Here is an 18,465-nt window from a genome sequence, read left to right on the forward strand (position 1 = left end):
GACACTCGCATAACCTCCCTTTCGAGAAGCTTGGAGCATCTGGTTTTCTTGCGACCGCACCAACCAGACCGTGTGGCCGTTCGCTGCGGTGACACCCCTCTAGGCGGGGTTCCGATTCGCGTCAAACACAATCTTTCACATTTGTGGCAATTTTCTCGGATTGGCGCGTTTAGGACGCCCCACACCCCTTCCAAGCCGCTGATCACGACACGTTCAACGACCGCGTCCAGCGCCTTTGCCGCTGCACGTCACGTCCGACGCCTTGGCTCGATCGTCTCTACGTCATCGCCTTAAGCGATTGTGAAGGCCATTACCGCTACATGCCCGATACGATGGACACCGTGAGCCCCGCACCTGTCGCCGCCACTCCCGTTCCCGGCGAACCAAGTTCGCTTGCCGGACAGGTGCGCAGCGCGTTGATCTGGCGATCGGGGAGCCAGATCGTCGCGCAACTCGTGCAATGGAGCGCCACGTTCCTCGTCATTCGTATCCTGGCGCCATCGGATTACGGCCTGTTCGCGATGTGCCAGGTCATCCTGACCTTCATGGGGATGCTCAACGGCTATGGCCTTGCCAGCGGATTGATCCAGCAGAAGACGATTACAGAGCGCGAAGTTCGCCAGCTGTTCGGCATGCTGATCCTGCTCAACGTCACGTTGGCCATCATACAGGTATCGTTAGCGCCGCTCGCGTCGGCCTATTACCGGCAACCGATCGTCGGCGAGATGCTCCGGGTACAGGCGTTGCTATACCTTACGACGCCCTTCATCGCGTTGCCGTACGCGCTGCTTTCCAGGTCGATGGACTTTCGCCATCAGGCGAAGGCCAACATCACCGCGTCGATCGCCTCCGCCAGCGTTGCCTTGGGTGGCGCGCTGTACGGTCTTGGGGTCTGGACGCTCGTGATCGCGCCGATCGTGCTGTTCAGCGTGCGCGGGGCGATGATGACGTGGAGCGCGCGGTCGCTCGTATGGCCGAGTTTCGACTTTCGTGGCGCGGGCACGATCGCGCGCTATGGCGGGGTGATGGCGGCGGGGCAGTTGTTCTGGTTCCTGCAAAGCGAGACCGACGTTTTCATCGCCGGGCGCAGCTTCTCCGCGCACACGTTGGGGATCTACACGACCAGCCTGTTCCTGACACAGATCTTCGTCTCGAAGTTCGTGCCGCCGCTCAACGAGGTCGCCTTCTCCGCCTATGCGCGGATGCAGGCTGATCCCGATGCGATCGGACGCGCGTTCGTGAAAGGCGTTCGGATGGTGATGATCGTCGCGATGCCGTTCTACATGGGGCTGGCCGCGACCGCCGAGCCTTTGGTGCTGACCGTGCTGGGCGACAAGTGGCGCGAAACGGCGCCGATCGTCCACCTGCTCGCGCTGGCGATGCCGTTCATGACGTTGCAGGTGCTGTTCACGCCCGCGTCCGATGCGCGCGGCCGTCCGGGGATCGGCGTCCAGAACGGCGCGGTCGGTGCGCTGATCCTGACCACGGCCTTTCTGGTCGGCGTCCAGTGGGGCCCGACCGGCATGGGTGTCGCATGGATCACGGCCTATCCGCTCTATCTGGCGATCAGCGCCTGGCGGACGCTGCCGGTGATCGGCGTTCGGGCGCGGGACGTGGCGCGCGCGGTCGCATCGCCGGCACTGGCGGCGATCGCGATGGCGCTGATCGTCGGGCTGGTGGATCGAGCGTTGCCACCGCTCGACGCGCATTGGCGGCTGGTTGTGCTCGTGGCGATAGGCGCCGCGGTCTATGCTGCGTGGATGCTGATCTTTGCGCGGGCGACCGTGCGCGAACTGATCGCGGTCGCGCGGAAGCAGCCGGTCGCCGCTTAGTTACGCGGACTGGATATATTCGCGCATCGCCGCGGCATCGGCCTCGATCCGGTCGATGCGGTATTTGACGAGATCGCCGATCGACACGAACCCGACCAGCGTGTCGCCATCGATCACCGGCAGGTGGCGGATGCGCCGCTGCGTAATCAGCGACAGCGCACCGATCGCCGACTCGTTGGGTCCGATCGACTTTACCGCGGTGGTCATCACGTCGCCGATCCGCCGTTCGAGCGCCGCTGCGCCATCCGACTGCAGGCAGTGGATGACGTCGCGTTCGGAGAATATCCCGACGACCTTGCCGCCATCGAGCACCGGCGCCGCGCCGATCCGCTTCTCCGCGAGCAGCGCCACCGCCTGGGCCACGGTAGAGTCCGGGGCCAACGACTGTATGTCGCCCTTGTCCTTCAGGATCGCCGCGATCGTCATCTTCGCCTCTCCTCAATTGCGTCTGTTGCGCCTGGGTTGAGGAAACCATGTTTGCGCGGCAATGTGAAGCGATGACCGATCGACTGCCTGAACCACCGGCCGGGTTGGACGACCCGCATTACGCTGCATTCGCATGGGCGCGGTTCCGGGCGATCATGGCGTGGATGGTGCTGGCGGCGGCGATATGCGTCGCGGCGATCATTGCGGCGATGGCGCATGTGCAAGGGCCGCTGCATTTGGTGACGATGCTCGCGGTGATGGGCGGGGTTGGCGGATCGGTGATGATGGCCGGACTGTTGATGGGTCTCGCATTCCTCAGTTCGGGAAGCGGGCATGACGAGGACGTGACGCGGCTCGATTGAGCGCGCGGCGCTGATATGGTCGGGCATGAAAAAGGCCGGCGTCGCGTGAAGCGGCACCGGCCTTTTCAGGTCTTGGCGTGATCCCGGAATGCCCGGGATGACGGCTTCAGCCTGCGACCTCGTCCGGTACCGCACGAACGCGGCGACGGCGGGGTTTTTCTTCGGGCGCAGCATCGGCGGCGGGCGAGTCCTTCGCAGGTGCTGGCGCCGGCGTTATTGCCGAGATCCCGAGCGATGGCGGCAGGCGGTCCGCGTCGAATGCGGTCGGTGCCGCATCTTCGGTCGCGCCCTGGTCCTGTGCGACAGGTGCGTCGAGGCTGCGATCGCGGCGCGGGCGACCGCGACGGCGGGGCTGTTCCTCGGTCGCAGCGACCGGCATCGCCGTCTCGACGGTTTCGGTTGGCTGAGCCACCTGCTCGGGGGCTTCGGTTACCGAACGGACCGCATCGGCTTCCGAATCCTGGTTGGCGTTGGCGACCGGTGCGCTCACGCGGGGCGTGCGGCGGATCGTCTCGCGCTGCGGCGCATCGCGGTAATCGCTGCGGGGTTCGCGGACCTGCTCGTCACGGGGCTGGGTCTCGCGCGACTGAGTCTCGCGTGCCTGGGCCTCACGGGCCTGATCCTGCTCTTCGCCGTTGCGGTCGTCGCGGGGCTGAGCATCACGCGACTGGGCGTTGCGCTGGTTGCGCGGATTGTCGCCACGGACGCGATCTTCGCGCTGACCCTCGTTGCGCGGCTGAGACTCGTTACGCTGACCCTCATTACGCTGGCCCTCGTAGCGGTTGTTCTCGTACCGCAGGCGCTCTTCGCGCTGCGGACGATCTTCACGCTGAGGGCGGTCCTCGCGGTTCTGGGTGTCGCGAGGCTGGTTCTCACGATTCTGACGGGGCGCGTTCTGGTACTGGCCATTCTGCTGGCCGCCATTCTGCTCGCCACGAGCCTGCTCAGGCGTACCCTGCTGCTCGCCGGAGCGGATCGGTTCACCCTCGTCGCCGTAATCGTCGTCGCCGTCGAGATCGAACGGCTGCTGGCGGCGCGGCTGCTGCTGCGCCTGCGGCTGGCTCTCTTCGAAGCGGGCGCGGGTTTCGCTCAGGACGCGGAAATAATGATCCGCGAACTGGAGGTAATATTCGATGTTGACGCGGTCGCCCTGCTGCTGCGCGTCGCGCGCGAGGTTCTTGTACTTCTCGTACAGCTGGCTCGCGTTGCCGCGCGCGCGGCTGTCGATGCGGTTGCCGGTATCGCGACCACCCTGGCCGCCACCGCCACCCTGGCGTTGACCGCCACCACTACCGCCGCCGCCATTATTATTGTTGCCACGACCGCGACGGCGGCCGGCTTGCCGGTTGTTGATCAAGCTTGTGTCCTCAGTCGTCGAACCAAAATCTGGTCGTGCTCCGAAATGCGGTGCAAACCCCCGTCGCGCACCGACGATCTAAACGAGATCGGTGCGTCGAACTTGCCAGGGCCACCGGACTGCAGCGACCTCAAAGCGAAGGATGCGGGTCATCGCTCTAAACCGACCAATCGTCGAGAGTGCGTGCCCCTGCCCGCGTGATAGCGTCCGCAAGGGACCTACTACAAGCGAAATGTGAGGTTTAGCGCCATATTGTTCAAGTCGCGGGGGCGTGGGTTGCCACTAACGCGCGCGCGTTGCCGCCATAGTCGTGATGGAGCGCGACGTGCAGACCTTGCGCTTCGAGCAGCGCCGTGACGGGGGGAGCCTGCGTCGAGCCGATCTCGATCACCGCCGCGCCGCCGGGGGCGATCAGTGCAGGGAGCTGTTCGGCGAGGATCCGGTAGTCGTCTAGCCCGTCCGCGCCGGCGAACAGCGCGGCGTGGGGTTCGTGGTCGTGGACTTCGGGCGAGAGGCGTTCGTCGGTAGCGATGTAGGGCGGGTTGGCGAGGATCAGGTCGAACTGGCCGACGATCGCGCTGGCCCAGCTGCCGTGGATGAAGTGCGCGCGGTCGGCCATGCCCAGGGTTGCGGCGTTGGCGCGGGCGTAGGCGAGCGCTTGGGGAGAATAGTCTACGCCAAGGCCTACTGCAGGCCATTCGTCGAGCGCGGCGAGGAGCAATGTGCCGGGGCCGGTGCCGAGGTCGAGTATCGTTGCGGGAGCGCGGCCGGCGAAGTGCGCCTGGGCTGCGATCAGGAGCGTTTCGCTGTCGGCGCGGGGGACGAGTGCGCCGGGGCCGACGGCGAGATCGATCGACCAGAAGCCGCGGGTACCGGTTATGTAGGCGATCGGCTCGTGGTTGACGCGGCGGTCGACGAGCGCGGCGAATGTCTCAGGGACGGCGTAGCGATCCGGGTCGAGGAGGATCGCGTTGCGCTCGACGCCGAGTGCGTGCGCCATCAGGAGTTCCGCGTCGAGGCGCGGGGTGGCGGAGAAGCCGAACTGCGCAGCGGCGGTGGCGAGCGCTGCACGTACTGCTCCCCTCCCGCTAGCGGGAGGGGTCGGGGGAGGGGCTGTCACCGAGCGATGCCCTTAGCGGGAAGCCCCTCCCCTAACCCCTCCCGCAAGCGGAAGGGGAATGCCGTTGCGGCTGGGGAACGCTCAGCCATCCAGCTGCGCCAGGCGGTCCGCTTCGTCCTGCGCGACCAGCGCGCCGATCAGTTCGTCCATCTCGCCCGCGACGATCTCCGGCAGGCGGTGGAGCGTCAGGTTGATGCGGTGATCGGTCACACGGCCTTGCGGGAAATTATACGTCCGGATCCGCTCCGAGCGATCACCCGAGCCGACCATCGACTTACGCGCCCCCGCCCGCTCGGCATGCAGCCGGTCGCGTTCCGCCTCGTACAGGCGGGTTCTGAGCACGCGGAGGGCCTTGGCCTTGTTCTTGTGCTGCGACTTCTCGTCCTGCTGGATCACCGTCAGCCCGGTCGGGATGTGGACGATCCGCACCGCGCTGTCGGTGGTGTTGACCGACTGGCCGCCCGGCCCGGACGAGCGATAGACGTCGATGCGCAGGTCCTTGTCGTCGATCTTGACGTCGACTTCCTCCGCCTCGGGCAACACCGCGACGGTCGCCGCCGAGGTGTGGATCCGGCCGCCGGCCTCCGTCGTCGGCACGCGCTGGACGCGGTGGACGCCACTCTCAAACTTGAGCTTCGCGAACACGCCCTGGCCGGTGACGCTGGCGACGACTTCCTTGAAGCCGCCCGCGTCGGACGACGAGCCGGAGATCATCTCGACCCGCCAGCCCTGCGATTCGGCATAGCGCTGGTACATCCGGAACAGGTCGCCCGCGAACAGCGCCGCCTCGTCGCCGCCGGTGCCGGCGCGGACCTCGAGCATCGCCGAGCGCTCGTCGGCGGAGTCGCGCGGCAGCAGCGCGAGCGCGAGCTTGCGGTCCGCGGTCTCGAGCAGCGTGCGGTTCTCGTGCAGCTCGTCGGACGCCATCGCGCGGAGTTCGTCGTCGGCATCCTCGGCCATGAACGCGAGGCTTTCGGCCTCTTGCCGCAACCGGCGCACTTCGGTGGCGGCCTGGGCTACGGGTTCGAGCTCGGCATATTCCTTCGACACCGCGACGAAGCGGTCGGAGGGAAGGTCGCCGGTCGACATCAGCGCTTGCAGCTCGTCACGCCGCGCCTCGATCGCGCGAATGCGGTCGGGGGAGATCTGGGTCATGAAATCCTCCCCGGCACGGGGAGGGGGACCGCCCGAAGGGGGGTGGAGGGGGCGGGCCGCAGGCGTTGCGCGACGGGGAGCCCCCCCTCCGTCAGTGCCGCGCACTGCCACCTCCCCGTGCCGGGGAGGATTTGCGAATGATCCGTCACGACAGCAGCGTCTTCAATTGGGCCTCAAGCCCTTCGGTTTCCGACCCGAGCATCTTCAACTTTCGAATGACTTCGCCGTCGATACGACGAACGCTCGCGATCGCCTGCGGGGCTGCCTTGACGGCCTTGTCGAAGCGTTTTTTCGGCGAACCGGAAGCAACCAGATCGGCAGAGACTCCATTTCGCCGGAGGTCGGAAATCAGGGCGATCGCGTCGAGACTCGAGTCGTCGTCCTCTGCAACGACGATGACTTGGGCACGCTGCTCAGTCGGTTCTTCCAGCAGCATAGCCAGCCGCTCGACACCCGCGGCCCAGCCAACGCCTGCCGTCTCGGTCCCACCAAGCGACCCGATTAGCCCGTCATAGCGTCCGCCCGCCAGCACCGTCCCCTGCGCGCCCAGCCGATCGGTCACGAACTCGAACGCGGTGTGGCGGTAGTAATCAAGGCCGCGGACCAGCCGTGCGTTGCGCTCCCACGCGACGCCCGCCGCATCGAGTCCGGCGGTCACCGCCTCGAAGAACGCGCGCGCCTCGGGGGTCAGATACGCGTCGATATCGGGCGCGCTGTCGGCGATCGGGCGGTCGCGCGGGTCCTTCGAGTCGAGGATCCGCATCGGGTTCTTTTCGAGCCGCGTCAGGCTGTCCTCGGACAGTTCGCCGCGGTGCGCCTCGAAATGTGCGACCAGCGCCTCCCGCCAAGCGTCGCGCGTCGCGGCATCGCCCAGCGTGTTGAGCTGCAACGTCACGCCCTCGGAAATCCCGAGTTCGCGTAGCAACTGGTCCGCCAACACGAGCAGCTCGACGTCTGCCGCCGGTTCGGCCGCACCGATCACCTCGGCATCGATCTGGTGGAACTGACGGAAGCGGCCCTTTTGCGGGCGCTCGTAGCGGAACACCGGGCCGCTGGTGGTGAGCTTCATCGGCGCGAACTGCTGCCAGCCTTCGGTCAGATACGCGCGGGCGATGCCGGCGGTGAACTCGGGGCGGAGCGTCAGCGAGTCCCCGCCGCGATCCTCGAACGTGTACATCTCCTTCGATACGACGTCGGTCGTCTCGCCGAGCGATCGCGCGAATACCGCGGTGGATTCGAACACCGGGATGTCGACGCGCTGGAAGCAATACAGCGCCCGCACCCGCTCGAACGTGGCGAGGACGTGCGCGAACCGGCGCTGCTCGTCGCCGAAAATGTCCTGGGTGCCACGAATGCGGCGCGGGGTTTCTGTCTTAGCCATGATGCGCGCGTATCTAGGCGACGTCCCCGCTAAGCGCTAGCGCTGTGGCATGAACGACAAACCCAGATATTGGGGCCTCGGCCAACGCGTTGCTCCGCCGCGCTTCATCCTGTTCGTGCTGGTCTTCGCGATAGGCCTCGCCGCGCTGATCCCGCGGTTCGGGCTCGGGCGCGGTACGATGGCCGCGTTCGACGTTGCCGCGGTCGTGTTCCTGATCGCGGTCTCGACCTTGTTCCGCAACGCCACCGCCGCCCGGATGCGCCGCGCGGCGGAAGAGAACGACGCCAACCGCGCAGTGCTGCTCGGATTCAGCGGAACGATCATGCTGGTCATCCTGGTCGCGGTCGCCAAGGAATTGCAGGGCAAGAACGACGCGGTCGGGATCGCGTTGACGATCTCGACGCTGGCGCTCGCGTGGCTGTTCTCGAACATGATCTACACGCTGCATTATGCGCATCTTTATTATGTCGACGATCCGGACGGCAAAGACGCCAAGGGCCTCGACTTTCCCAAGTGCGACGAACCCGATTACTGGGACTTCGCCTATTTCGCGTTCACGCTGGGGATGACGTTCCAGACCTCCGACGTCGAGATCACCTCGCGCCGGGTGCGCAAAGCCGCGCTCGGCCAGTGCATGGCGGCGTTCGTGTTCAACATCGGTGTGCTCGCGTTCACGATCAACGTGCTCGGGAGTGGTTGAGCAGTCCCGGTAAAGGACTGGACGGCTGCCCTTTATCGCGATTACACCTCGGGTCATCGTCTCTCAGCCGGAAGGCCATTCCTTGATCCGCAAGCTTCTCGTCGCGTCCCTGCTCGCATCCGCCGTACCCGCCGTCGCGCAGGTTCCCGCCGGCAACACCGCGCCACAGCCGGTGCCGTTCATCGACACCATTCCCGATGCAGTCGACACGCCCTATCCCGGCACGCTCCTCCTCGACGTCGACGCGACCGATACCGAGCGCGGCATCTTCCGCGTGAAGCAGACCATCCCGGTCGCCAAATCCGGTCCGATGGCGCTGCTCTATCCGAAGTGGCTGCCCGGCGCGCATTCCCCACGCGGCGAGATCGAGAAGCTCGCCGGTCTCGTGATCCGCGCGAACGGCAAGATCGTGCCCTGGACGCGCGATCCGGTCGACGTCTTCGCGTTCCACATCGACGTGCCGACCGGCGCGAAATCGGTGGTGGCCGAATTCCAGTTCATCTCAGCGACCAAGGGCGACCAGGGCCGCATTGTCATGACGCCGACGATGGTCAGCCTCGAGCCCAATCTCGTCAGCCTGTATCCGGCGGGCTATTTCACGCGCCAGATCCCGATCAAGATGACCGTCACCTACCCGACCGGCTGGACTGCGGCGGGTGCGGTGCCGGCCAAGGTCTCGGGCTCGACCTACAGCTATGACACCACCAACTACGAGATCCTGGTCGATTCGCCGACGCTCGCGGGCAAGTACGGCAAGGTCTGGCCGCTCTCCCCGCGCGTCGACCTGAACGTGTTCGCCGACAGCCCTGACCAGCTGGCTGCCAAGCCCGAGCAGATCGACGCGCACAAGCGCCTCGTCGACCAGGCGGTGAAGACCTTCGGCGCACAGCACTACGATCACTATGAATTCCTGCTGTCGATCACCGACCAGCTTGGCGGAATCGGCCTCGAGCATCATCGCAGCTCCGAGAACGGCGTCCGTCCCGGCTATTTCACCGAATGGGAAACCGGCGCCGCCGCGCGGAACCTGTTGCCACACGAATACACGCATAGCTGGGACGGCAAGTTCCGGCGCGGCGCCGACCTGTGGACGCCCGACTTCCGCACGCCGATGCGCGACTCGCTGCTGTGGGTGTATGAAGGCCAGACGCAGTTCTGGGGCTATGTGCTCCAGGCGCGCTCGGGCCTGGTCAGCAAGCAGGACACGCTCGACGGTTACGCCTCGATCCTCGGCAATTACGACACCGCGCCCGGCCGCCAGTGGCGTCCGCTGATCGATACGACCAACGATCCGGTGATCTCGGCACGCAAGCCGAAGGGCTGGACCAGCTGGCAGCGCTCGGAGGATTACTACAATGAGGGCCTGATGGTCTGGATGGAAGTCGACGCGATGCTTCGCCAGAAGTCGAACGGGACCAAGTCGATCGACGATTTCGCCAAGGCCTTTTTCGGCGTCCGCGATGGCGATTACGGCGAGCTGACGTACACCTTCGCCGACGTCGCGAAGACGCTGAACGGCATCGTCCCCTATGACTGGGCGACGTTCCTCAACACGCGCCTGACCGAGACGGGCAAGCCCGCCCCGATCAACGGCTTCGCGATGAACGGCTACAAGCTGGTCTACGGCCCCCAGCAGAGCCCGTATCTGAAGCAGGCGGAGAAGAGCCGCGGCACCGACGTCAGCTATTCGCTCGGCATGGTGATCAACAAGGAGGGCGTGGTCACCTCGTCGATCTGGGACAGCCCGGCGTTCAAGGCGGGCCTCGACGTCGGTACCGAGATCGAGGCGGTCAACAGCGAGGCCTATTCGTCCGACCGGATCAAGGCGGCGATCCTGGCCGCTAAGGGTACGAAAGTGCCGATCCGCCTGACTGTAAAGAACAATGACCGTTTCCGCGACATCTTGCTCGATTACCATGACGGCCCGCGCTATCCGCGGCTACAGAAGGTGGGTACAGGTGACGGCGGACTGGACAAGCTGCTGACGCCGCGCTGACCAGAGACTAATCCAACGTGGTGCCGGCCGCTCCCCAGACGAGGAGCGCCGGCATCGTCATATCGAAAGGACCGCCATGCGTATCGACCTCATCCCGACCGGCAAGAACCCGCCCGAGGATCTGAACGTCATCATCGAAGTGCCGACCGGCGGCGAGCCCGTGAAGTACGAGTTCGACAAGGCATCGGGCGCTCTGTTCGTCGATCGCATCCTGCACACGCCGATGCGCTATCCGGCGAACTATGGCTTCGTGCCGCACACGCTGAGCCCCGATGGCGATCCCTTGGATGCACTGGTGATCGCGCGCTCGCCGTTCATCCCCGGTTGCGTCGTCCGTGCGCGGCCGATCGCGGTGCTGAACCTTGAGGACGAAGCCGGCGGCGACGAGAAGCTCATCTGCGTGCCCGTCGACGCCGTGTTCCCGTATTACGCCAATATCGGCGAGCGCGGCGACATGCCCGAGATCGTGTTCGAGCAGATCGAGCACTTCTTCACCCACTACAAGGACCTGGAGAAGACGAAGTGGGTCCGGGTCGGCAAGTGGGGCGACGCCGAAGAAGCCAAGCGCGTCACGATCGAGGCGATCGAGCGCTACAACGCCGAGAAGGCCAAGGGCGAAGAGCCGATGAACGCGGACGACACCGCAGGACGCTGATAGCATGACCACGGCGTCTCGTCCGTTCGACGGCATCCGCGTCCGCGCGGCGCAGATCGGACTGTACGAGACGCCGATCCTGCACGGACGGCTGGCCGATGCCGCCGCCCTGACCGCGGCATTGCGCACCGCGATCCTCGATCGCTACGCCGCCGCGCCCAGCTTGGCTCGATCGAATGTCGGTGGCTGGCATTCCGCTACCGACATGCTCGACTGGGGCGGGCCGGCAGCGGTCGCGCTCGCCGATACCGCGGTAAAGATGGCGAAGCGCGCCTCGCATTTCGATGGGCGAGATGCGGCGACGGTCGAGTGGACCGTCAAGATGTGGGCGAACGTGTCGCCGCCCGGCGCGCTCAATATGAGCCATGCGCATCCCGGCGTGCTGTGGGCCGCGGTCTATTACGTCGACATGGGCACCCCGCCTGCGGAGGGCGAAGCGGGCGGCGAGCTGTTCTTCGAGGACCCGCGCTTTCCGGTGCCGTTCATGCGGCTGCCGGGATTTCGCCTGATCGGGATCGACGGCCAGCCGCAGCCGGTCGAGCGCCGCCTGCCAACCGAGGCGGGCGACCTGATCCTGTTCCCCGCCTGGCTCCGCCACGGCGTCCGCCCGCACTTGGGAACAGGCGACCGCATCTCGATCGCAATGAATATCGACGTAAAGGGGTAGGCGGGCGCAACGGACAATCCTCCCCCGCCAGGGGGAGGTGGCTGGCACTTGCCAGACGGAGGGGGAGGTAAGCGCCAACCGACGTTCCGCGTCCTCCCCCTCCGTCACCTGCGGTGACACCTCCCCCTGGCGGGGGAGGATTGTTTGCTGCCCTACCGCCCGGCGAGCTTCACCAAAGCATCCCCCGACATTCGCTGGATCGTCCAGTCCTCCATCCCGACCGCGCCGACCTTCCGGTAGAAAGCGATCGCGTCGGCATTCCAGTCGAGCACCGACCATTCGAACCGCGCGCAGCCGCGATCGAGCGCCATGCCCGCCAGATGCGCCAGCAACGCGCCGCCGACCCCCTGCCCGCGCGCTTCCGGCGTCACGTACAGATCCTCGAGATACAGCCCGCGCTTGCCCGTCCACGTCGAGAAATTGTGGAAGAACAGCGCGAACCCGAGAGGCCCCTCTGCGTTCTCGGCGATCAGAGCCTCCGCGGCAGGCCGCTCCCCGAACAGCGCCTCTGCCAGCATCGGCTCGGTCGCCTCGACCGCATCCGGCTCACGCTCGAACGCGGCGAGTTCGCGGACGAAGCGCAGGATGGTGCCGACATCGGCAGCGGTGGCGGAACGGATGACGGTCATGCACTAGCCTCGATCGATGTCTGCGCGATGTCACGCCGCCGCGCCGCGTACAGGCACGCGACGACGATGATCGCCGCGCCCGCCAGCGTGAACGCCGATACCCGCTCGCCGAACACCAGGAAACCCAGCACGGCCGCATAGACGAACGACGTGTATTCGGTGGTCGCGAGGAACCCGGTATCGCCGTGCGCATACGCCCAGCCGAGCAGCCAGAGCGACGCGGTTGCCAGCCCCGCGGCGAGCAACAGCTTGGGCCACTGCGCCGCTTCGGGCACTACGGCCAGCCAAGGCGCGGCGAGCGCCAACGTCGCGGTGATGACGAGCGCCTGGAAGAACGCGATCTCCCCCGGCCGCGCCGCCTGGCTCTGCAGCCGTGCGATCACGAGGTTCACCGCATACAGGACCGCGGACCCGAGCACCGCGAGCGCGCCATGAAACGTCTCCGGTCCCGCGACGCCGCGCCCATGCCCGATCATCACCACGAGCACGCCGAGCAACGCGGCGATCGACCCGACCACCGCTTTGCGCCCGACCCGCTCGCCGAGCGTCACCGCGCCAAGCAGCAATGCGAGGATCGGCGCGATGTAGGTCAGCGAAATCGCCTGCGCCATCGGCACGCGCGCGAGCCCCCAGAAGAACAGCACCGCCATCGCGGTGGTCACCAGCCCGCGTGCCAGATGCAGCTTCAACGCGCGCCCGCTCGGCCGCCCGCTGTTCCCGAGCTTCCACGCGACTGCACCGAGACCGACGCTGATCATCTGCCGCCAGAGCAGCGCGTTATAGACGCCGATCGCGAGGACGAGCGACTTCATGACCGCGTCCATCATGGAGAACAGTCCGATGCCCAGCGCGGCGACCGCGAAGGCTAAAGCGGGCGAAACGGTGCGGGATGTCATCGGACTAGACCGCATCATCAACGATCGATGTTCGGATCATCCTCATGCGGTCCGCTTAACCCGCATCCTATCGGGACGCCATCGCCGGTGCTGGAATTGCCGTTGCGGACGTCGACGGGTTGATAAAGCGGTGTCCAAGATGCTGTTCCCCCGCGAACGCGGGGGTCCAGGACCACGAACGCTATCGCCGGTAACCCTGGACTCCCGCTTTCGCGGGAGAACGGCAGGAGGATGCGCGCGTCACGCCGTCCTCCTCACATAAGTCAGAGTTAGTGAAAGGCGCGCGTAAGCAGCTAACCGCTGAAACCTATTCCGCCGCCATCTCCGGTACCAAGGCCGCGATAGCCGCATCCGCCGCGTCGATTTCCGCGGCTTTCGCCTCGACCAGCCGGACGATGTGGTCGACCATGTCGGCGTCCTGGACGTGGTGATCGGTGACGCCCGAGAGGTACACCATGTGCTTGCCGTTGCCGCCGCCGGTGATGCCGATATCGGTCTCGCGCGCTTCACCGGGCCCGTTCACCACGCAACCGAGCACCGACAAGGACATCGGCGTGCGGATATGCTGCAACCGCTCCTCGAGCGCCTGAACCGTCCGGATCACGTCGAAGCCCTGGCGCGCGCACGACGGGCACGACACGACACGGACGCCGCGGTTGCGGATTCCGAGCGCTTTGAGGATCTCGAACCCGACGCGCACTTCCTCCTCGGGCTTGGCGGAGAGCGAGACGCGGATCGTGTCGCCGATGCCGTACCAGAGCAGGCTGCCCATCCCGATCGCCGACTTGACCGTGCCGCCGACGAACCCGCCCGCCTCGGTGATGCCGAGATGCAGCGGGCAATCGACCTGTTCGGCAAGCTGCTGATACGCCGCCACCGCGAGGAACAGGTCGGACGCCTTCACCGCGACCTTGAACTCGTGAAAGTCGTGATCCTGCAACAGCTTGATGTGATCGAGCGCCGACTCGACCAGCGCATCGGGGCAAGGCTCGCCGTATTTCTCGAGCAAATGCCGCTCGAGCGAGCCGCCGTTGACGCCGATACGGATCGCGCAGCCGTTGGACTTGGCCGCGTCGACGACCTCCTTCACGCGCGCCGCGGAGCCGATATTGCCCGGATTGATCCGCAGACAAGCCGCCCCGGCGTCCGCCGCTTCGAGCGCACGCTTGTAGTGGAAATGGATGTCCGCGACGATCGGCACGCGGCTGGCGCGGACGATCTGCTTGAGCGCGGCGGTCGATTCCACGTCGGGGCAGCTGACGCGGATGATGTCGACGCCCGCGTCTTCGCAGCGCCGGATCTGGTCGACCGTCGCGCGGACGTCGTCGGTCGGCGTGTTGGTCATCGTCTGCACGGTGACCGGCGCATCGCCGCCGACGGGGACGTTGCCGACCATGATCTGGCGGCTCTTGCGGCGGGTGATATCGCGCCAGGGACGAAGGGACATGGGGATTCCTCGGGAGTTCGAGGCCTATATAGCGACTTGCGCGCTGGAACGGAACATCGCTGGCCCGAGTAGCGATCGTCGGCCATAGCGGCGCACGGCTTTAGGAGCGAACGCGATGACCCTGTCCCTGTACGATGCGACGATTCCCTCGAATCTCCAGATTCTCCGCGCGGTCGACGCGCTGCTCGACAAGGCGGAAGCGTTCGCCGTCGAGAAGAGTATAGAACCCGCGACGCTGATCGATGCGAAGCTCGCCGACGACATGCTGCCGTTCGGCTATCAGGTGAAGTCGTGCGCCGCGCATTCGGTCGGCGGGATCGAAGGCGTCCGCTGCGGCACCTTCTCGCCCGATCGATCGGCCTGGCCGACCGACTTCGCGGGTCTCCACAGCGTGATACGCGATGCGATCGCCACGCTGGAGGGGATCGACCGGGAGACGTTCGACGCGCTCGCCGACAACGACACGACCTTCGAGTTCGGCACGTTCGTCATGCCGTTCACCGGCGCGAACTTCCTGCTCTCGTTCTCGCAGCCGAACTTCTACTTTCACGCCAGCACGGCCTACGCGATCCTCCGCGCGCAGGGCGTCCCGATCGGCAAGCGCGACTTCATGGGCACGCCGCGCATGAAGGGTTGAACGCCCGACCTAAGCTCGAACGATCCTCCCCGCCAGGGGGAGGTGGCACCGAAGATGACGGAGGGGGCGGTAAGGGCAACCGCTGTTCCGTGTCCGCCCCCTCCGTCTGGCAAGTGCCAGACACCTCCCCCTTGCGAGGGAGGATTTCAGTGGGACACCGGTCGGTGCCGAATACCGCCTCAGCCGGCCCACGCTTGCGGCACCGCTTCCCGCCCCGTAGGGCCGCGCGATGACGCGGCATTATGGCATGGACTGGCTGCGGATCGGGGCGTTCGCGCTGTTGATCCTCTACCATATCGGCATGGTCTTCGTGCCGTGGAACTTCCATGTGAAGTCGCTCCATGTCGAGGACTGGGTGCGGCTGCCGATGCTGGCGAGCAATGCGTGGCGGCTGACGCTGCTGTTCGTCGTCTCGGGCTATGCCAGCCGCGCGCTGCTCGCCCGGTCGAGCGGCACAGGCGGATTCTTCGCCAATCGCTGCTACCGCCTGCTCGTGCCGCTGTTGTTCGGCATGGCAGTGATCGTGCCGCCGCAACCCTGGGTCGAACTGGTCACCAAGCACGCCTATGCCGGCAGCTATCTGACGTTCTGGACGCATGATTATTTCCGGTTCGGCAAGCTCGCCGGACTGTCGTTGCCGACCTGGAACCACCTCTGGTTCGTCGTTTATCTCTGGGTCTACACGACTGCGCTGACGCTCGGGCTGGTCGTCGTCCGCGGCGATTGGCTGCAACGCGCGTTCGACTGGGTCTTCGGCAGTTGGGCGGTGCTCGTCCTCCCCGTCGCATGGCTCGTGTTCGTTCACGCCTGGTGGTTCCAGATGGCCGCGGAATCGCAAGCCCTGTTCGGCGACTGGGTCGCGCACGTCACCTATTTCCCCGCCTTCCTGTTCGGCTTCGGCCTTGCCCGCTCCGAGCCCGCAATGGCGGCGATCGCGCGCTGGTGGAAGGTCGGCTCGGTCGCCGCAATGGTCGGTTATATCGCGATCATCGGCGTCGAGCTGGAATGGCCCGGCGACATCGTCGCACCGCGCTGGATTTACCCCGGCTACGGCGTCGCGCACGCGCTCGAGCAATGGGGGGCGATCGTCGCGCTGATCGGGATCGCCGAGCGCCACTGGAACCGCGACCATCGCTGGCGCCGCACGCTGACCGAGGCGGTGTTCCCGTTCTACCTCATCCACCAGACGATCATCGTCCTCGTGATGTACGCGCTGCTCCCCGCCGGCCTGCCGGGCTGGGCGGAGTTCGCGTGCCTGCTCGCCGCGACGACGATCGGCTGCATCGCCTTCTACTGGATCGGCCGCAGCATCGCGCCGCTCCGCCCCGTTATCGGCCTCCGCGCCCTACCCTCGAAAGACTCAACATGACCTGGACCCTCGTCATCCACGGCGGCGCCGGCAAACTCGACAGCGAGATGGTCTCGCCCGAGCAGGATGCGGGCGCGAGAGCCGGCCTGTCTCGTGCGCTCGACGTCGGGTCGAAGGTGCTGGCGGACGGCGGCGGCGCACTCGATGCGGTCGAGGCGGCGGTGCGCGTGCTGGAGGACGATCCGCACTTCAACTCTGGGCGCGGCGCGGTTTTCACGCATGACGGCACGCTGGAGCTCGACGCCGCGATCATGGACGGCCGCACCCGCGCAGCCGGTGCCGTTGCCGCAGCAACCGCGACGCGCAACCCGGTAGGTCTTGCTCGCGCGATCCTCGACGACGGCCGCCACGTCTTCCTCGCCGGCAAGGGCGCGGATGCGTTCTCGCTCGAACGCGACCTTCCCCAGGCGGATGCCGCGTGGTTCGCGACCGACGAACGCCGCCGCCAATTCACGGAGTTCCAAGCCGATGGCGGCGGGTTCGACGTCGACATGAAATACGGCACCGTCGGCGCAGTCGCCTGCGACACGCACGGCCATGTCGCCGCCGCCACCTCGACCGGCGGCGTGACCGGCAAACGCTGGGGCCGGATCGGCGATACGCCCGTGATCGGCGCGGGCACCTTCGCCGACGATCGCGCCTGTGCTGTATCGTGCACCGGCTCGGGCGAGTTCTTCCTCCGCGTCGGCGTCGGCCATGAGATCGCCGCGCGCGTCCGCCTGTCCGGCGAGTCGCTGCAGGTCGCGGCCGACGCGGTGCTGGCCGAAGTGAAGGCACTCGGTGGCACCGGCGGCGTCATCGTCGCGGGACCGGACGGCGACATGGCCTGGGGTTTCAACACCGTCGGCATGTACCGCGGACGCGCGTCATCCGAGGGTAGCCGGACCGTCGCGATCTACGCTAACGAGCCGGCATGAAGCGCTTTCTCCTCGCTGCGATCGCCTCGCTCGGCCTCGCCTCCCCCGCCACCGCGTTCTGGGAGTACGGCCACCAGACCGTCGCGCAGATCGCCTATTCCAACGTCACGCCTAAGACCAAGGCCGCGATCCGCAAGCTGCTCGCGCAACAGGCATTGCTCGACACGCCCGAGTGTCCGGCCGGCACGATCGAGCAGGCGAGCGTCTGGGCGGATTGCATCAAGCCGCTGAAGACCACCGACGGCAAGTCGCGCTTCGGCTTTGCGTATACCTGGCATTTCCAGGATGCCGACGTCTGCGCGCCGTTCGACCTGACGCCCGCGTGCAAGGACGGCAATTGTGTCTCGGCGCAGATCGAGCGCGACGTGAAACTGCTCCGTGACCGCGCCACCTCGCCGAAGGACCGCGTCCAGGCGCTAGCCTTGCTGATTCACTTCGTCGGCGATCTCCACCAGCCGCTCCACGCCGGCGACCGCAACGACAAGGGCGGCAACGACGTGAAGGCGGATTACGGGATCTACGGCCCGGCGCGGTTCAACCTGCATTCGATCTGGGACGGCCCGCTGGCCGAGCGCGCGATCTCGACGCCGCCGTCTTTGGTAAGGCGGTATCCGGCGGCCGAGCGGGCTAAGATCGGCGCGGGGACGGTTACCGACTGGAGCCGTGAGTCCTGGGAAGCCGCGCATACGGCGTATGCGGCGGCGCTCGGCGGGGATGCGTGCGGCGCGGTGCCGGCGCGGGTGAAGATGGACGACGCAACGATCGCGAAGATGGTCCCGGTATCGCGCGAGGAAGTGCGCCGTGGGGGTATCCGCCTGGCGAAGCTGCTCGACAAGGCGCTGGGCTGACCCACTTACCCTCTCCCCTCCGGGGAGAGGGAGGGGCCCGCGTGCGCTTGCACGTGGGAGGGTGAGGGGCT

At 66.5% G+C, this 18,465-nt stretch carries 18 protein-coding genes; 10 read left to right on the forward strand and 8 right to left on the reverse strand.

Going from position 1 to position 18,465, the window contains the following annotated elements; translation table 11 throughout:
• Positions 1-332 precede the first annotated feature (332 nt).
• Entirely contained in the window at positions 333-1,832 is a 1,500-nt protein-coding gene (locus ASE69_RS12675) for a lipopolysaccharide biosynthesis protein (protein ID WP_082441708.1), read from the forward strand.
• On the opposite strand, the gene ASE69_RS12680 is transcribed toward ASE69_RS12675, so the two are convergent.
• Positions 1,833-2,258 carry a CBS domain-containing protein gene (locus tag ASE69_RS12680; protein WP_056487191.1) on the reverse strand — a complete coding sequence of 142 codons (426 nt, stop codon included), beginning with the start codon at positions 2,256-2,258 and terminating at the stop codon, positions 1,833-1,835. It abuts the gene before it with no gap.
• Positions 2,259-2,329: 71 nt separating this feature from the next.
• Between ASE69_RS12680 and ASE69_RS12685 the strand changes: the two genes are divergently transcribed.
• Positions 2,330-2,620: a hypothetical protein gene (locus tag ASE69_RS12685; protein WP_235518713.1), complete on the forward strand. Its 291-nt coding sequence runs from the start codon at positions 2,330-2,332 to the stop codon at positions 2,618-2,620.
• A 106-nt stretch (positions 2,621-2,726) separates the two neighbouring features.
• On the opposite strand, the gene ASE69_RS12690 is transcribed toward ASE69_RS12685, so the two are convergent.
• From ASE69_RS12690 to hisS, 4 genes are all read right to left on the reverse strand, one after another.
• Positions 2,727-3,977, reverse strand: a complete 1,251-nt coding sequence (locus ASE69_RS12690) for a DUF4167 domain-containing protein (protein ID WP_056487195.1) — start codon at positions 3,975-3,977, stop codon at positions 2,727-2,729.
• A 256-nt stretch (positions 3,978-4,233) separates the two neighbouring features.
• On the reverse strand, positions 4,234-5,097 hold the full coding sequence (prmC, locus tag ASE69_RS12695) for a peptide chain release factor N(5)-glutamine methyltransferase (RefSeq protein WP_056487198.1): 864 nt from the start codon (positions 5,095-5,097) through the stop codon (positions 4,234-4,236).
• Positions 5,098-5,178: 81 nt separating this feature from the next.
• Positions 5,179-6,252, reverse strand: a complete 1,074-nt coding sequence (prfA, locus tag ASE69_RS12700; protein WP_056053173.1) for a peptide chain release factor 1 — start codon at positions 6,250-6,252, stop codon at positions 5,179-5,181.
• Positions 6,253-6,397: 145 nt separating this feature from the next.
• Positions 6,398-7,633, reverse strand: a complete 1,236-nt coding sequence (gene hisS, locus ASE69_RS12705) for a histidine--tRNA ligase (protein WP_056487201.1) — start codon at positions 7,631-7,633, stop codon at positions 6,398-6,400.
• Positions 7,634-7,682: 49 nt separating this feature from the next.
• Here hisS and ASE69_RS12710 point away from each other — a divergent pair, with 49 nt between their 5' ends.
• The 4 genes from ASE69_RS12710 to ASE69_RS12725 all read left to right on the forward strand — a co-directional run bounded on the left by ASE69_RS12710 (position 7,683) and on the right by ASE69_RS12725 (position 11,651).
• Positions 7,683-8,333: a DUF1345 domain-containing protein gene (locus ASE69_RS12710; RefSeq protein WP_056487205.1), complete on the forward strand. Its 651-nt coding sequence runs from the start codon at positions 7,683-7,685 to the stop codon at positions 8,331-8,333.
• Positions 8,334-8,415: 82 nt separating this feature from the next.
• A complete protein-coding gene (locus ASE69_RS12715; protein ID WP_056487208.1) occupies positions 8,416-10,329 on the forward strand; it encodes a M61 family metallopeptidase in 1,914 nt (637 codons plus the stop codon).
• A gap of 76 nt (positions 10,330-10,405) precedes the next feature.
• A complete protein-coding gene (gene ppa, locus ASE69_RS12720; protein ID WP_056487210.1) occupies positions 10,406-10,984 on the forward strand; it encodes an inorganic diphosphatase in 579 nt (192 codons plus the stop codon).
• Positions 10,985-10,988: 4 nt separating this feature from the next.
• The gene (locus tag ASE69_RS12725; RefSeq protein WP_056487213.1) at positions 10,989-11,651 is read left to right on the forward strand and encodes a TIGR02466 family protein; all 663 of its coding nucleotides are present in this window, start codon (positions 10,989-10,991) and stop codon (positions 11,649-11,651) included.
• Between the two features lie 152 nt (positions 11,652-11,803).
• Here ASE69_RS12725 and ASE69_RS12730 read toward each other — a convergent pair whose 3' ends face one another.
• From ASE69_RS12730 to ispG, 3 genes are all read right to left on the reverse strand, one after another.
• Positions 11,804-12,280, reverse strand: a complete 477-nt coding sequence (locus tag ASE69_RS12730; RefSeq protein ID WP_056487216.1) for a GNAT family N-acetyltransferase — start codon at positions 12,278-12,280, stop codon at positions 11,804-11,806.
• Positions 12,277-13,176 (reverse strand): DMT family transporter, encoded by a 900-nt coding sequence (locus ASE69_RS12735; RefSeq protein WP_056487219.1) that lies wholly within the window; start codon positions 13,174-13,176, stop codon positions 12,277-12,279. The genes ASE69_RS12730 and ASE69_RS12735 overlap by 4 nt, the downstream gene beginning before the upstream one ends.
• Positions 13,177-13,483: 307 nt before the next feature.
• Complete coding sequence (ispG, locus tag ASE69_RS12740; protein WP_056487222.1) at positions 13,484-14,623, reverse strand: flavodoxin-dependent (E)-4-hydroxy-3-methylbut-2-enyl-diphosphate synthase; 1,140 nt, start codon at positions 14,621-14,623, stop codon at positions 13,484-13,486.
• 115 nt (positions 14,624-14,738) lie between these two features.
• Here ispG and ASE69_RS12745 point away from each other — a divergent pair, with 115 nt between their 5' ends.
• The 4 genes from ASE69_RS12745 to ASE69_RS12760 all read left to right on the forward strand — a co-directional run bounded on the left by ASE69_RS12745 (position 14,739) and on the right by ASE69_RS12760 (position 18,394).
• Positions 14,739-15,260 (forward strand): DUF1993 family protein, encoded by a 522-nt coding sequence (locus tag ASE69_RS12745; protein ID WP_056487224.1) that lies wholly within the window; start codon positions 14,739-14,741, stop codon positions 15,258-15,260.
• A 229-nt stretch (positions 15,261-15,489) separates the two neighbouring features.
• Positions 15,490-16,629, forward strand: coding sequence for an acyltransferase family protein (locus ASE69_RS12750; protein WP_056487226.1), 1,140 nt, complete (start codon positions 15,490-15,492; stop codon positions 16,627-16,629).
• Positions 16,626-17,546, forward strand: a complete 921-nt coding sequence (locus tag ASE69_RS12755; RefSeq protein ID WP_056487228.1) for an isoaspartyl peptidase/L-asparaginase family protein — start codon at positions 16,626-16,628, stop codon at positions 17,544-17,546. The genes ASE69_RS12750 and ASE69_RS12755 overlap by 4 nt, the downstream gene beginning before the upstream one ends.
• Entirely contained in the window at positions 17,543-18,394 is an 852-nt protein-coding gene (locus ASE69_RS12760; RefSeq protein ID WP_056487230.1) for a S1/P1 nuclease, read from the forward strand. Before ASE69_RS12755 ends, ASE69_RS12760 begins: the two co-directional genes overlap by 4 nt.
• The last annotated feature ends 71 nt before the right edge of the window (positions 18,395-18,465 follow it).

Origin of the sequence: Sphingomonas sp. Leaf208 (assembly GCF_001421415.1) — a bacterium.
Classification (GTDB): domain Bacteria; phylum Pseudomonadota; class Alphaproteobacteria; order Sphingomonadales; family Sphingomonadaceae; genus Sphingomonas.